At 40.2% G+C, this 16119-nt stretch carries 13 protein-coding genes and 1 pseudogene; 9 read left to right on the forward strand and 5 right to left on the reverse strand.

Features of this window, described 5'->3' with window-relative positions; genetic code table 11:
* The first annotated feature begins 326 nt into the window (after positions 1-326).
* Positions 327-2396 (forward strand): M13 family metallopeptidase, encoded by a 2070-nt coding sequence (locus AAEZ00_RS07410; protein WP_101031618.1) that lies wholly within the window; start codon positions 327-329, stop codon positions 2394-2396.
* A gap of 191 nt (positions 2397-2587) precedes the next feature.
* On the opposite strand, the gene AAEZ00_RS07415 is transcribed toward AAEZ00_RS07410, so the two are convergent.
* Together AAEZ00_RS07415 and AAEZ00_RS07420 are read right to left on the reverse strand one after the other, a co-directional pair.
* Positions 2588-3913 carry a hypothetical protein gene (locus AAEZ00_RS07415; RefSeq protein ID WP_101031620.1) on the reverse strand — a complete coding sequence of 442 codons (1326 nt, stop codon included), beginning with the start codon at positions 3911-3913 and terminating at the stop codon, positions 2588-2590.
* Between the two features lie 685 nt (positions 3914-4598).
* On the reverse strand, positions 4599-4943 hold the full coding sequence (locus tag AAEZ00_RS07420) for an energy transducer TonB (protein ID WP_101031622.1): 345 nt from the start codon (positions 4941-4943) through the stop codon (positions 4599-4601).
* A gap of 316 nt (positions 4944-5259) precedes the next feature.
* Between AAEZ00_RS07420 and AAEZ00_RS07425 the strand changes: the two genes are divergently transcribed.
* On the forward strand, positions 5260-5583 hold the full coding sequence (locus AAEZ00_RS07425) for a hypothetical protein (protein WP_232772040.1): 324 nt from the start codon (positions 5260-5262) through the stop codon (positions 5581-5583).
* A gap of 14 nt (positions 5584-5597) precedes the next feature.
* Positions 5598-5780: a hypothetical protein gene (locus AAEZ00_RS07430; protein WP_101031624.1), complete on the forward strand. Its 183-nt coding sequence runs from the start codon at positions 5598-5600 to the stop codon at positions 5778-5780.
* Between the two features lie 72 nt (positions 5781-5852).
* Here the strand turns inward: AAEZ00_RS07430 and AAEZ00_RS07435 are convergent, their stop codons facing one another.
* The 3 genes and pseudogenes from AAEZ00_RS07435 to AAEZ00_RS07445 all read right to left on the reverse strand — a co-directional run bounded on the left by AAEZ00_RS07435 (position 5853) and on the right by AAEZ00_RS07445 (position 8429).
* Entirely contained in the window at positions 5853-7529 is a 1677-nt protein-coding gene (locus AAEZ00_RS07435; RefSeq protein ID WP_101031626.1) for an AMP-binding protein, read from the reverse strand.
* A 115-nt stretch (positions 7530-7644) separates the two neighbouring features.
* Positions 7645-7775: pseudogene (locus AAEZ00_RS07440) on the reverse strand (IS3 family transposase); the annotation flags it as partial.
* A 447-nt stretch (positions 7776-8222) separates the two neighbouring features.
* A complete protein-coding gene (locus AAEZ00_RS07445; RefSeq protein ID WP_101031628.1) occupies positions 8223-8429 on the reverse strand; it encodes a hypothetical protein in 207 nt (68 codons plus the stop codon).
* A 708-nt stretch (positions 8430-9137) separates the two neighbouring features.
* Here AAEZ00_RS07445 and betI point away from each other — a divergent pair.
* From betI to AAEZ00_RS07475, 6 genes are all read left to right on the forward strand, one after another.
* Entirely contained in the window at positions 9138-9734 is a 597-nt protein-coding gene (gene betI / locus AAEZ00_RS07450) for a transcriptional regulator BetI (protein WP_101031630.1), read from the forward strand.
* On the forward strand, positions 9734-11200 hold the full coding sequence (gene betB / locus AAEZ00_RS07455; RefSeq protein ID WP_351088491.1) for a betaine-aldehyde dehydrogenase: 1467 nt from the start codon (positions 9734-9736) through the stop codon (positions 11198-11200). Before betI ends, betB begins: the two co-directional genes overlap by 1 nt.
* 15 nt (positions 11201-11215) lie before the next feature.
* Positions 11216-12898 (forward strand): choline dehydrogenase, encoded by a 1683-nt coding sequence (betA, locus tag AAEZ00_RS07460; protein WP_101031634.1) that lies wholly within the window; start codon positions 11216-11218, stop codon positions 12896-12898.
* Between the two features lie 235 nt (positions 12899-13133).
* Positions 13134-14351, forward strand: a complete 1218-nt coding sequence (locus AAEZ00_RS07465; protein WP_101031636.1) for a BCCT family transporter — start codon at positions 13134-13136, stop codon at positions 14349-14351.
* 28 nt (positions 14352-14379) lie between these two features.
* Positions 14380-15087: a TorF family putative porin gene (locus AAEZ00_RS07470; protein WP_101031638.1), complete on the forward strand. Its 708-nt coding sequence runs from the start codon at positions 14380-14382 to the stop codon at positions 15085-15087.
* Between the two features lie 132 nt (positions 15088-15219).
* Positions 15220-15705, forward strand: a complete 486-nt coding sequence (locus AAEZ00_RS07475; RefSeq protein ID WP_101031639.1) for a MarR family winged helix-turn-helix transcriptional regulator — start codon at positions 15220-15222, stop codon at positions 15703-15705.
* Positions 15706-16119 lie beyond the last annotated feature (414 nt).

The raw sequence follows: 16119 nt of genomic DNA on the forward strand, positions 1-16119 counted from the left end.
GACGATCTGGTTAACTAAGTTCTGATTAAAAAGTAATAGGCTGTGACAACGTCACTCATTGCATGGTATGTAGCCGCTGGATCACCTATGCAACGAAACAAAAGATAACCTGAGGTTAGTTAGCGTTAGCGAGGCACCGATAATATTGTCAGCGCTTATACCTTATCCATCAGCGTCATCATGCTGGCTATTGAAGCGTGAAAACCATGTTCATATTGCAGTCACTAAAATTTGCTAACAATTCAAATATTGACATTTTTTGTCAATCTTTCAAGATAACCTGGCAAATAATTCTGTCAACACATTGGCTAAGGAAAACGATAACAATGAATAGATCCTTAATTGCGATTGGATTAACAACGGCACTATTAACGGGTTGTGGCGTATCTGATACAAATAACACTAAACTTGCAACCGTGACCTCACCTGCACCAGCTCAAGCAGAGTTAGGTACTTTTGGGGTAGACTTAGCCGCGCGTAATGAAGCGGTTAAACCTGGCGATGACTTTTTTATGTATTCAAGTGGCACTTGGTACGACAACTTTGTCATGCCAGCCGACAAAACCCGTTATGGCGCCTTTAATGCGTTGGCTGAGCGCAGTGAACATCAAGTCAAAGCGATTGTTGACGATATTGCCAGTCGCAGTGACTTAACTGCAGAAGAGCAATTAATTGCTGATTTTTATCATGCCTATATGGATACCGAGACCATCAATAAGTTAGGTATCACGCCCATTAAAGGTACCTTAGATCAAATTGCCGCGATAAACTCAACTCAAGACTTAACTAAAGTCTTCGGCGAGGCTTGGCTTACCGGTGCATCATCACCGATTGACGGAGGCATGTGGTTTAACCGTTTAGATCCTAATCAATATGAAATGACTCTCGGTGCCGGAGGTTTAGGTTTACCTGACCGTTCATACTACTTAGAAGAGAGTGAGCGCTTTGTGAATATCCGCAAAGCTTATGTGGATCATATCGCTAAAATGCTGGCTTTTGCTGGCATAAATGACGGCGAAAAACGTGCCCAGGCCATTCTTGTGCTCGAAACTAAAATAGCACAAGCCCAATGGCCTAGAGAAAAACGCCGTGATCGCGACTTAACCTTAAACCAAGTTAAACGCGAAGATCTTGCTCAGCAATACCCAGGATTTGACTGGGATTTATACTTTGCGCAAACGGGTTACCAAGTACCACAACTCAATATCTCTGAGCCTGAGCCAGTTAAGGCTATGATTGGCTTGATAAACCAACAGCCATTAAGCGTATGGCAAGACTATCTGACCTTCCACACCGTCACTAATAACGCAGGGTTACTGTCAGAAGACATTTTCAATACTAACTTTGCTTTTTATGGCAAAGAATTAACTGGCCAAGAGCAACCTCGTCCTCGCTGGAAACGCGCGGTAGAAGAAATGTCAGGCACCCAATCATTAGGCTTTGCGATTGGTAAAGTGTTTGTATCGCGTTATTTCCCTGAGTCGTCTAAAAAGCAAATGGCCGAATTAGTCGAAAACTTACGCACTGCATTGGGTCAGCGTATTGATGGTTTAGAGTGGATGGGCGATGATACGAAAGTTAATGCTCATGCTAAGCTAGCAGCATTTAACCCTAAAATTGGTTATCCAGATGTATGGCAACAATTTGATGGCTTAACCCTAACTAAAAATGATTTAGTGGGTGACATTAAAAATTTACGCCAATACTTCCAAGCCGACAGCGTAGCGAAAGAACTGCAAAAAACCGACCGTAATCGTTGGGGTATGACCCCGCAAACGGTGAATGCATATTACAACAGCTCATTTAATGAGATTGTGTTTCCTGCGGCTATTTTACAACCACCCTTTTTTGATCCCAACGCAGATGCCGCGGTTAACTATGGCAGTATTGGTGCAGTAATTGGTCACGAAATGGGTCATGGTTTTGATGATCAAGGCTCTAAGTCAGATGCGAATGGCATTCAACGTAACTGGTGGACCGATGAAGACCGTGCCGCCTTTGATGCCAAAGCCGATAAGCTTGCTGAGCAATACAGCAAATATGAGCCCATTCCAGAAAACTTTGTCAACGGACGTAACAGCCTAGGTGAAAACATCGGCGACGTGGGCGGCATCGCAATGGCTTACCATGCTTACAAGTTAAGCTTAAACGGTAAAGAAGCCCCAGTCATTGATGGCGTTACAGGCGATCAACGCTTCTTTTTAGCCTGGGCTCAAGTGTGGAAAGAAAAACGCACCGAGCAAAGCATGTTAACTCAGTTACGTGCAGGCACTCATGCACCCGGTCGTTACCGCGCCCTCGCCCCACGTAACCACGATGCGTGGTACAAAGCTTTTGATGTTAAACCAGATGACAAGTTGTACTTGCCTGAAGATCAACGGGTACGTATTTGGTAGTTTGAGTACGTAAATAACTGCAATAACGTGCCTCGGTTGCAACAAGCATCCGTCACAATACAAAAAGGCCAGTCAGTTACTGACTGGCCTTTTATTATCACACTCTGCGCTAATACTTAAACAAATATCAGGAACCTTGTGACTCATGACAGAGGCCAATAAAGGCCTGGATAAACAGTCAGCTTGATTAATCAGTTGCTGGTAATATCGTTTGCACACTTTACAAGTCGGTGAATAATTTTCTCTTGATAAGCTTTAACCGTAGAGAAGCTTTGTATTTTCATAAATAAGTCCGAGGCAGTTTCCTTGGATACACCCGTTAAATTAACCCCCTTATACAGTGCTGGTACCGTGTTTTGTTTCATGGCATTATCTGCAAATATTAAATTTAATTTGACTACACGGGCCAACTCTTCTTGATAGAGAAAAAATTGCCTTAAATGTGTATTCTCTATTTTGGCAGTTTTCGATCTGTCTATTGTTAAAATCTCGTCAATGAGTCGGTTTAATCTACTACGAAATTTAATCGCTTCATCCATAACCTCAAGCCATTTTATTTCAGTACTTGATAACAAAGCCAAGAAATACAATGTGCGTGCTTTGTTATAATTAATGAACCCTGGCCACATAACATCTTCACTAGAAATATGAAGTGCTCTATCAAACTGGTCACATGCAGATTTTAAATACATGGTCACATCTTCTATAATTGATGGAGATATAGAGCCAATACCTTTCTGTACCAAACTAAGACCGTTAAGTGAGAGAATATCTATATCCCCCATATTTAGGGACTCTCTAAGCAAGTGCATGCCCTTTTTGTTGTAATACAAACCAAGGTAATTGTGATATATCGTTTTTGTGACAGGATTTCGAAGTATAGGTCCACGAACATGGAGAAGATCTGCATGGATATTAAAATTACCATCAGCAACAAAATTCTGATATGAAACGACAGCTTTAAATAACTTTATTGTTTCAGTTATTTGAATTGAATTTCCTTTGCTTACCGAATGTAGTATGTCACGTTGCCTATCTACCTCTATTAATATCTTGTCCATACGTTTTTTATAGAGCTTTTTATCCGTATCAGAAGCATTAAAAACAGCCGGAAATAAAACTATAAGATCAATCATATACTGCAACGTATCCGCAAAAAGCACGGCAGTACCTGACTCTTTTTTTAACTTATATTCAACTGAATCAAAGAGTTCTTTGTCGAGTGTTTTTTCGTCTTTAGACTTGAATTGATTGATTAACTCAGGAAGTGAAGTTACATAGTTCTCATTATCAAGAATATTACCTTCCATTTTACTTATATTGTTCACACTGTCGATTGATGTATATGTCCTGACAGCGATAAACAGAGCTAATAGTGCAATGCAGAACCCAACGGTCGATATTGTAAAACTAAGTAAATCTTTGCCTTCTTTTAGATAATATACCCAAACTGCAATACAAGCAGAAAACATTACTAGTATAAAAATGGTGAAATATATTATTTTTGATGTGCGCATTTATCTTCCTAATATTGTTAAATTTGTACGTCTACATTGAACTAATGCCCAACACAGCAGAACGCGATAGCGCGTAAATCCACGAAGCCTTTGCATATAAAATGTCGTTCATCACACACTCTCATTGAGAGTAGGTTGTACCCATTAATAGCATTCTGACTTTTCATTGAACCATGATCAGGTACCATCTTGTAGTCGCTAAATCATTTTAATAATCTCAACGTCGTTAACGTCTTGTATCCAAAGTCAACGAAAACAGTCCTCAAAATAAGAGTTGAACTTATCCATTTTCAAGCAAGGCATGTAACGCATTTATGGACAGAAGTGCGTTTGAGGTATTGATTAACTCAGCTTACTTGGTATTGGTTTAGCTTGATTTATAACGTAGCTTCATTTGAACTTATTGCCTGCAGCATGTGAGCTACAGGACGTAGTAAATGTCGCGATCACAGGGATGTGAAAGAGTGATCTTAGTGCAGATGATTAAGCGAGACGCCAGCTCTTGATTTTAAAATCAGCATCCCTGTGGGCTTTAACCAAAACATCCCTATTTTAGATTCTCGCTGACTCATCTACACCTGTAATTTAACTCTCTTCGATTTAGCTGCATAGTTGTCTATAGATGAAAGCTAAATAGGAAAAGTATGTCAACAAGATATGCGATAACGCCCTATTAGCTAGACATTTAACCCATCTTAAAATCTAATCGAACCGTCATATTTTGTTGAACTACTGCCTTTCCATTTTCTACCTTGGGTGCATACTTCCAATTTGAAAGCGCGCTAATTGCAGCTTTATCAAAAGTTTGTTCTGGAACAGATTTTAAAACTTTTATATTTATTGGATCACCCTTTTCACTAATATCGAAGCTCATTTGAACATAACCTTCTATTTTATTTCGAGCGGCATGAATTGGGTAAGTTGGATTTGCAGTTTCTTGCAGCGCCGCATTAGATCTATCGGGCAAAGGTGTTGAAGAGCACGCGGTAATAAAAACTAATGATATAAGCGCTAAACTAGAATATTTCATTAAAATCCTTTTTGTGTCGTTAACGCCGCATTAAGCGGACTAAACTTGTTGGTTGTAATGCGTAGCGAAGCAGAACCTAACCAACTGTTTTAGTTCCGTTTAAACTTTTTGTGTACGCCCAGCATGGGCATGGACTAATGAGGTGATAGTCCTCTGTAGGAAGGTCACCGTTCAATAACATGCTGTTATTAAACGTTAACTACTAGCGAATGGCAAGGGCTTATCATTGATGATTGGTCTGAAGGAAGCCGCTAGCCATATATTGTAAAGAGGACGAGATGATGAACAAGAATATCATATGAGGCGTAGGCTAGAGGTGAGTTGGCAGGGTCTGCCCCGCGAAGTAAGGGATATCATCAAACAGAAATGCAAATTTGCCGTCGATGTTGATGTTGATCTGTCTAAGTTCTTTGACCGAGTTAATCATGATCACTTGATGACTCAACTTAGGATCAAGGTGCAGGATAAGCGTCTTGCCGATGTCATTCGATCATTATTGATCGGTGCAGCGGCCCAATTTACTGACACCAGTCATCCACAAGGTTGCGCATTAATTAATAGTACTTTGACATGCAATGAAGCGAGCGAATCAATAAAAATCGCTATCAATAATCGGAAAGAAAAAATCAAACCACGATAATTAATAGATTTGAATTGGCTAAAAACAGCGGTGAACTCAATGACAGTTGCCAACCTGAAGCGTTGACACGACTAATTATGACGTTATTTAAAGGGATGTCGTTACAGGCTGCAGAGGGAGCAACTAAAGATGAGTTACACCAAATTACTGAAATGGTCGTTGACGGGGTCCTCAGTCAGCATGTGAATGAGGTTTAGTCGGATTTGCTCGGCTGCGCCTCATATCTATGCCAAATATGTTGGTTATCCTTAGGACGTCAGTAATAGCGCCTATGAATCTCGCAATTCTCGACGTAAGATCTTGCCAACATTTGATTTTGGCAATTCATCTCTAAATTCAATTATCCTTGGGTTTTTATAACCGGTAAGATATTTTCTACAATGTTTTTTTATTTCATCAACGGTCACATTACCTTTGCGTACAATAAATAATTTAACTATTTCTCCTGTGGCGTCATCAGGAATGCCAATGGCCGCAGCTTCGATGATGTGAGGGTGAAGTGTTGCAACTTCTTCAATTTCAGTTGGAAAAACATTAAATCCCGACACTAGAATCATATCTTTTTTACGGTCTTCAATATAAAAAACCCCATCGTCATCCATTCTTCCTATATCGCCAGAGCTTAACCAACCTCCTGCATGCATTACAGTATTGGTTTCGGCTTCTTGTTGCCAATAGCCTTTCATCACTTGGGGCCCTCTAATTTGAATTTCACCAATTTGGTTGGGACCTAAAGGTTCATTTTTATCATTAACGATACGGAGTTCAGTGCTGGGTAAAGGGACACCAATTGAAGAAATAAATGATTGTTGTTGATGAGTACCTGCAGCGACCACTGGGGAACATTCAGTTAAGCCATAACCTTCTATGACAGGCATTCCAGTGAGCTCTTGCCAACGATCAGCAATATGTTTCTGCGTCGGCATTCCACCTGCAATAGTAAAACGAGCGTGACTAAAATCTAATTCTTGAAAACCAGCATGATTGTTTAGACCATTAAAAAGTGTATTTAAACCAAAAACCATTGTGAATGGATATTTACTTAAATCTGCTACGAAACCATCTATATCTCTTGGGTTGGTAATGAGTAAATTCGTTGCACCGAGAAAGAGCATAAACATCATACTCACTGAGTTGGCAAAAATATGATAAAGCGGAAGTGGGGTTACTGCATATTCCTTATCATATAAGGTTCTTGGGCTAAAATGAGCATGAACCTGTAGAACGTTAGAAATAATATTACTATGAGTCAGCATTGCCCCTTTCGCAGGACCCGTCGTTCCACCTGTATATTGGAGGTATGCTAAATCATCTACTGTTATTTGGGGATCAATAAAGGGAAGTTTCTTGCCTTCGGTTAACGCTCTACGCAGTGAAATAGCGTCAGGAATATGATATTTAGGTACTATTTTTTTGACATGTTTGATAAGAAAATTAACCAGTGTACGCTTATGTATAGCTAACTCATCGCCGATTTTGGTTAAAATAACATGCTTAATGTTAGTCTCATGCAGTATTTGCTGAAGATTATTACCAAAATTTGTGACGGCAACAATAGCACTGGACCCTGAGTCTCGTAATTGATATTTTAACTCTCGAGGGGTATAAAGTGGATTAACATTTACAATAATGAGTCCTGCTTTTAATGCACCTAAAATAGTGATGGGATATTGCAATAAATTAGGCATCATCAAGGCGATTCGTTCGCCTTTTTTCATTTTTAGTTCAGATTGTAGATAAGCAGCAAAAGCGTTACTTTTACTTTCGAGATCTTGGTAGGATAAGCTATGTCCCATATTAATATATGCTGCTTTTTTAGCATGCGCACTAAAAGACTCTTTAAACAAATCATTGATATTGTTATACATACTTGAATCTATTGTTGCGGGCACATCCTCAGGATATTGTTTTAACCACGGTTTATCATTTGTCATTATAGCCATCATTAATGTTGTTGTTTAAACATCACTATTGTAAATTAATTTACCTAATTAGTATAAAAATAATAGGCTGAATTCAATGAATTAACTACTGTTCTAGGGGGTTAGCAGTAGCTAATTTCTCGGAGTGTGACTCGTCCCTGCTTTTATCGCTTTTCCGCTTCACTCTATCTTTCTTCAACAATGAAAAAAGCATTCAGCTACTGCATTATCATGGCAGTTTCTAATGTGGCACATGCTTGCTTCAGGGTTTGTTGCTAAAGAAAACTTCGTCAGTCAGAAAAAGATAATGGGGTCAGAGCGAATAAGGTAAATCCCTCCTAACTTTCTATCATTTTGGGTCTAAAACGAGTGACAAAAGGCAAGTAATAAAGCTCAAGTCGAACAATGATTATTCTTGTAAATTAGCGAGTCTAGATGTGGCTGCGAGCTTCCAAAAAGAAACTTTTGGCAAAGCCTACAGGGATTATACTTACGGCATTTCGCATAAATTCAGCTATGGTAACCCCTAATTACTACTGCACCGATAAATGAAACCGCTATATCGTAAAGGGGCATTAATCAGTTACCTGCCTAGCTGAGAAAGGTCAGATTTAACGATGAAATGAGTAAAGCCACTTGTTCGGCTTGGTACAGATAAAAGTAACAATGTTAACCTGGATGAATCAGAGTGATAAAACGGATAATGTCTGCCGGCGACTAAAACCGGATAAAGTACGGTATCGCCACCAAGATAACCCCCATTATCAGTAAGCTGGTGACACTGGCAACAAAATACGGAAACACACATAACGCCATTCCAATACACAAGGGAACAATCGCTCTTTGACGTTTTCCATAGACAAAATACCCCATGCCAATGGCGCCAAATAGCACACTCCACATGATCATTGCTGCACTGCCCATCTGTTTGCCTCTTATCTATTGCCTACCTATTGCCTACCTATAATGAATAGATTGGCTAATTTGTTAGATTATTTTGAGCTTTGGATTTGATCCAGTCAATCAGCTAGTCAGATCTTAATGTTAATAGGCTTCCAACTAATGCAACTAATGCACTAAGGCCCATCCGCCTTTTACTATAAGACTCCAGCGTCTAAGAACCCTAATGCCATCACAAACAAGCTTGGTAAACTGACCACGAGTCAAATCAACATCAAGCACTGATTGCCAATAATGCCAGCCAACAGTACAAAAAAGCACACCTCAGCGTAACCGCTTTGGGTTAATTGTCGCCTATTAACGATGACAGTAACGAGACTAACAGACATGTACAGATCAATCGCCAGAAGCTTAATCATCAGTTTTACATGACAGATAAAACAGTTTTAAGATGACATTTTATCGCTAATCATCTCAAAAATAGCTGCAACTGTAATGATTACATGTAAAACCTTTTTATTTTTAACAACAAAATATCAACTTCATATTATCAACTATTAACCATTAAAAACGTAGACTTAAACTTTAAATGCTGATTTAAATCTTGTTTAGCAACATCTGCTTTATGATCTAGATCAAATAAACGCTTGATACTTAGAGCTCTAATCATTAGTATACTTATTAATTGAGCGTTCAATTAACAATTGTTAATACGGATAACGGACCCATTTTATGTCAAGACCTATAATGAAAAACGTCAGACAACAACAGCTGATAGATGCCACGTTAATGTCTGTCGAACAACATGGGTTACAGAACACGACGATTAATACTATTAGTGGATTAGCCGGAATGTCATCTGGGATCATCAGCCACTATTTTGGTGGAAAACAAGGGTTAATAGAAGCCACGCTAAAATTTCTGTTAGATGAATTGAAGCAAGCATTACTGGCCAGAACATCAGGCAAAACGTTAACCCCGATAGATCGGCTTTCAATGATTGTGGAAGCTAACTTTACTGAATTACAACGTTCAGGCGGCGCGACAAAAACATGGTTAAGCTTCTGGTCCCAAGCGATGCACGATCCTGGACTCGCAAGGTTACAAAACATTAATAGTCAGCGGTTATACAGCAATCTGCTTTTTTCGTATAAACAACTGTTACCTAACATTGAAGCGGTCAATGCCGCTAAGCAAACTGCGGCAGTGATTGATGGTTTTTGGTTACGCAGTGCGCTGAGTGCCACCCCAATTGAAGATTTTAAACAAGCCCAAATTTTATCTAAAGCCTTTATAAAGGCTCTGATCGTGCACAACGGAGTAAATTGATGTCATCTAGAGTTATTTATCAAAATTATATTCATGGAAAATACCAGTCAAATGGCACTGGTGAAACATTTGAAGTAACAAATCCTGCTACAGGGGAAGTCAGCTATTTAGTTGAGGTGGCAACTAAATCTGTGCAACAAGCCGCCATAGACAGCGCTAAAGTCGGTTTTGCGATTTGGTCGGCAATGGCCCCAATTGAACGTAGCCGCATTTTACTAAAAGCCGTTGCCCTACTTCGTGAACAAAATGATGAACTTGCCGCAGGTGAAGTACTCGATACTGGTAAACCATGGCAAGAAGCCTCAGTAGTCGATGTCGTTACTGGTGCCGACTCTATCGAGTTTTTTGCAGGTCTCGCCCCCAGTATTGAAGGTAATCAGCAACCTGTCGGCGCAGATTTTTATTACACTCGCCGTGAGCCATTAGGCATTTGTGCCGGTATCGGCGCATGGAACTACCCACTACAGATAGCTTGTTGGAAAGCCGCCCCTGCACTTGCTTGCGGTAATGTGATGATTTTTAAGCCTTCAGAAGAAACCCCTCGCGGCGCAATGCGTTTAGCTGAAATCTTCACTCAAGCTGGCGTGCCGGATGGCGTATTTAACGTTGTTCAAGGTGACGGTAGCGTCGGTGAATGGCTAACCACGAGTAAAGATATCGCTAAAGTATCTTTTACTGGTGAAGTGGGAACCGGTAAAAAGGTCATGGCAGCCGCCGCTGGCTCACTAAAATACGTGACCATGGAGCTGGGCGGTAAGTCGCCATTGATTATCTTTAACGATGCCGACGTTGAAAATGCCGTATCAGCTGCGATGTTAGCTAACTTTTATACTCAAGGCGAAGTCTGTACTAATGGTACTCGAGTCTTTGTGCAGCAAGATATTTATCCGCAATTTATTCAACGCTTAAAAGAACGTACTGAGCAGAACATTATTTGCGGCGATCCAATGGACCCTAACACTAATTTCGGGGCATTGATCTCACTCGACCATCAACAAAAAGTACTTGACTACATTGATATCGGTAAAAAAGAAGGTGCTACATTATTAACCGGTGGAACAGTATTACAGCCTGACAATGCCCCTAATGGTTTCTTTGTTGCCCCGACTATCTTTACTGATTGTACCGATGACATGACCTTGTCTAAAGAAGAAGTGTTTGGGCCGGTAATGTCGGTATTAACCTTTACTGATGAAGACGAAGTGATCCGTCGAGCTAATAGCACTCATTTAGGTTTAGCGGCTGGCGTGTTTACTCAAGACATAACCCGTGCTCACAGAGTGATCCACCAAATCCAAGCAGGCATTTGTTGGATTAATGCCTATGGCGCCTCCCCTGCAGAAATGCCTGTTGGTGGTTATAAAATGTCGGGGGTTGGCCGTGAAAATGGCGCTGAAACATTAAAGGCATACACGCAAATCAAAGCTGTTTACGTTGGTATGCAGTCACTTGAAAGCCCATTTTAAGGAGTGACTAAACTAATGACTCATCAATATGATTATATTATTGTCGGCGCCGGTAGCGCAGGTTGTGTATTGGCTAACCGCTTAACTGAGAACCCAGACAATAAAGTATTAATTCTTGAAACCGGTGGTAGTGACAAGAGCATTTTTATTCAAATGCCAACGGCGCTATCTATCCCAATGAATACTAAAAAGTATGCCTGGCAGTTTGAAACCGAAGCCGAACCGTATTTAGATAATCGTCGCATGCATTGCCCCCGCGGCAAAGTATTAGGCGGTTCATCATCGATTAATGGCATGGTTTACGTGCGTGGTCATGCTCGCGATTTTGACGAGTGGCAACAAAAAGGTGCAAAAGACTGGGATTATGCTCATTGCCTACCTTACTTTAAAAAAGCCGAAACATGGTCTTTTGGTGGTAATGAATATCGTGGTGATAAAGGCCCATTAGCGGTTAATAACGGCAATGAAATGAAAAACCCTTTATATCAAGCTTTTGTTGATGCAGGTGTCGATGCCGGCTATTTAGCAACCGATGATTACAATGCCAGTCAGCAAGAAGGTTTTGGCCCAATGCACATGACGGTTAAAAACGGCGTGCGTTGGTCTACGGCAAATGCCTACCTTCGCCCTGCAATGAAACGCCCTAATTTAACCGTGGTAACTCATGCTTTAGTGCACAAGGTTATCATGCAAGGTAAAACAGCTATCGGCGTTCGTTACGAGTGTAAAGGTCAGTTGATTGATATTAACTGCAATAAAGAAGTGGTGTTATCGGCCGGTTCAATTGGGTCGCCACATATTTTGCAGTTATCGGGTATTGGCGACGCCAGCACATTAGCTTGCGCAGGCATTGAGCAAGTACATCAATTACCCGGTGTTGGCCAGAATCTGCAGGATCACTTAGAGTTTTACTTCCAATTTAAGTGCTTAAAACCCATTTCGCTTAATGGCAAAATTGATCCATTAAACAAACTGTTTATTGGTGCTCGTTGGATTTTAGATAAGTCAGGTTTAGGCGCAACTAACCATTTTGAATCTTGTGGCTTTATCCGTTCAAAAGCTGGCTTAGAGTGGCCAGATTTACAGTATCACTTCTTACCTGCTGCAATGCGCTATGACGGTAAAGAAGCTTTTGCGGGCCATGGTTTCCAAGTTCATATTGGTCACAATAAACCCAAAAGCCGTGGGACTGTCACTGTGGCATCAAATGATCCCAAGGTTGCTCCACAAATTCAGTTCAATTATTTATCACACCAAGATGATATTGAAGCTTTTAGAGCTTGTGTTCGCTTAACCCGTGAAATCATCAATCAACCAGGTTTAGATGAGTATCGTGGTGAAGAAATCCAACCAAGCTTAGCGGTGCAAACCGATGAAGAAATTGATCGTTTTGTTAGAAGCTCAGTAGAAAGCGCATATCACCCTTCTTGCACATGCAAAATGGGCGAAGATGATATGGCTGTTGTCGATTCAGAAACTAAAGTTCACGGTATTAATGGTTTACGAGTGGTTGACTCGTCTATTTTCCCGACCATTCCGAATGGTAATTTGAACTCACCGACCATCATGGTCGCCGAGCGCGCTGCCGATATTATTTTAGGTAACGAGCCGCTCGCGCCAAGTTTGTCAAACGTGACCATTGCCAAACAGTGGCAAACATCACAACGATTACAAGCCCCCAAACGTCAAGTTGATTAACACTAATTAGTCGATGTGTATTCATTAATACACATCGACAACGGGTTGATGGCCAACCTACATTTTTGTAAATGGCCTATTTAGCTAAGTTCAATCTATCAGGGTTTAACTATCGTCAACACGATACTTAAGGCTTGAGGGTTTTTGCCTTTAAAAATTGTTCTATGGCATAAGAAAACATACAACAAGGAGCCAACATTATGTTCGCACACACCCTTTATTCAGGAGTCAAATAATGACTACCTGGTTATCAATAGGTATTTTATTTACGTTTATCGCTATCGCATTTGTGATTTATCGTTGGGGTAACATGCAGTGCGTTGGCGTCACACCAGTGCGTAAGTTTACTTTTATTGCCATTTTGTTCACATCTGGACTTGATGTGGGTTTAATCATGTTTCCGTTAACTGAATTTGCCGGATATGCAGATTTAGCCGCCAGTCCTGAATATGGATTTAGTAATCCGTTAGCGATTGAGTTTGGTTTTTGGGCCTGCTTAATTTGGGCATTTTATTTTCTAACGTGCTTCTACTTCTGTGTTATTGAACCAAGAGTAAAGTATTTTGAAATTCCATTAATTAAATTTATTAATAACATTGTCATTATTGGCACTTGTGCCTTTACCGCTTACTTATTATTAACCAACTTACCCTGGTATTTGCCGCAATTAGGGGATGGTGAAACGATTGTTGGCAGCTTCTACTTAATAGTATTGATGGTCATTGCCGCCGCAGTGTATTCAAGCACCAGTATTCGCTATGTTCGTTATCTCAGTTTAGGCAGTACATGGTTGTTCCTAGGTTTGATTGCCATTATGTGGTGTGGTGCATTTTTATCAGACGACTCAAGTGTGGGTGAGTTCTTTACCACATTTGCATTACTCGGTGACTACTTCGGTAATATCCATAACTTTGTGCTACCGATAAACGATTACCATGAATTTTACCTGTTCTGGTGGTTTGCGTGGAGCATTATGATTGGTCAATTTACCGCACGTTTTGTTGGTGGAATGAAAACTTATCAAGTGTTAATCGCTATGATGGTGTTCCCTTCAATTCCAATTGCCATTTGGTTCACGGTACTTTACTACTACAGCGCAAACGGCATTGACACGTCAGGTTTCTATAATCTTGCGATGGTGATTGTTGGCGTAACGTTTGTGATTAACTCACTCGATTCACTGGTACGTTTATACACTGACAACTTAAACCTAACGGTTGAACGTTTTGGTAAAATACCTTATATCGTCGGTAATGTTGTCGTACTGAGTGGTTTAACCTTGCTATTTAAATTGGATTTCCTACAAATTCAGTTGGTCGGCGCACTGGCTATTGGCTTGATATTAAGTTGTTTCGTATACATATTAAAATCACACTACCGTAATGTGGGAGATATTGAACGCTCTCCAAAAGAAAATAAAATCGATTTCACTAAAATCGAATTAGCAGACTAAACAAATAATAATAATCCAAGGAATAATGATGAATACGACAATAAAAAAGTTAGCTCTATTAAGCTTATTTGCTATACCAACTACTGTTATGGCTGGTGAGTTAAGTACCACGGTTAATGCAACGTCTGACTATACCTTTAATGGTGTTAGCCAAACGGATAATGACCCTGCATTACAAGCTAGCTTAGATTATGCTGCCAATGACGGTTGGTACGTTGGTGCATGGGCATCAAACGTCGACTTTGGCAGTGCTGATGACACTTGGTTAGAACTTGATTTTTATGCAGGTAATTATGTTGAGTTAACTGACCGAGTCTCTGTTGATGCAGGTATCGCATATTACACTTACCATGGTGATAATGCCTCTGATGAATATTACTACCCTGAGATATACACCAAATTTGGTTACGGCTCATCGCTTGGTCATACTGAATTGAACTTTTGGTATTCATGGGATTACTTTGGTGTTGATGCTGACCATTACATCATGATGGTCGCACATACCTTTACCATTGCAGAAGGTCATGACATTCGTGTAAGCGTTGACCGCTCTACGTCGCAAGACGAAGATAAGTGGGCATGGGATGGTGACAAGTCTTACAACCATTACCGTGCAGAATACATGACTAGCTGGGAAGGTTTTGACTTCAATGTTGCTGCTGAAGATACCAGCATGAACAATGATGTAAGCGATTCTCGTGTAGTATTATCTGTATCACGAACTTTCACGCTATAAACTGTTATAATCAATAATAGCAAAACAGAATAATGTCTTTGACATTATTCTGTTTTTTAATATTGAGCATGAGTAATAAGCAAAATTCTTCTCTCGTGCGGGGTCAATTATGAAGAGGAGAATAAGGGGATTATGGAAAAATACGAGCAGCTGTTAATTTCATTACGCCGGGTGATCAGAGCCATTGACATACACTCGCGCCAATTAAATAAACTATCCGGTCTAACTGGACCGCAATTAATGGTAATACAAAAAGTTGATCAGCTTGAGGCGCCACTGGCTAAAAAAATTGCCCAAGAGATTAATTTAAGTGCAGCCACAGTGACGACCATTATTGACCGACTCGAAAAGCGTGGATTTGTAATTAGAACGCGCAGTGAAACTGACAAGCGTAAAGTTCACTTATCATTAAGTGAAGCAGGTAAAACACTGTTAAACAGTGCACCTAAACCATTGCAAGAACATTTTATTATGCGCTATCAGAATCTTGAAGAATGGGAACAAAGCCAATTATTGTCTGCAGTCGAACGTATTGCGACAATGATGGATGCCAATGATATTGATGCGGCGCCTGTATTGTACGTCGGCCAAATTCAAGTAGAAGATCAACCTCAATAAGTTCCCCCTTTCTTATCTATAGCGCGAGAACCATCTTGCGTTATAGGTATTGCAGCTGGCTAGCGTTTAATCTTAATATTTACCCCTTCGGTTGTCATGTGTTGTCATCTTTTTGAAAGCCATACTGTTTCAACGTCTGCAGTGCAAATCATAGTAAATATCAGCCTAACACCAAATGCTCGATTAAAGCGAGATGGTCGGCACCATAGTCTAGAGAGAACTAAGAAAAGTGAATGGCTAATTTCGTGCATCGATCTATGCAGATATATCAACACTCAGCATTAGCCACATATTAGCCACAGAAAGACTCAAGCGCACAAACATTGATATTATTACTACCCAGAATATAAAAGACGTGACGACTTTAACGTTTCAATAAGCTTGCGACTAAAATTGTTACTCACTTTTTCATAA

This window comes from Shewanella sp. S1-49-MNA-CIBAN-0167 (assembly GCF_040310145.1).
In the GTDB taxonomy this organism is placed as follows: Bacteria; Pseudomonadota; Gammaproteobacteria; order Enterobacterales; family Shewanellaceae; genus Shewanella; species Shewanella psychromarinicola.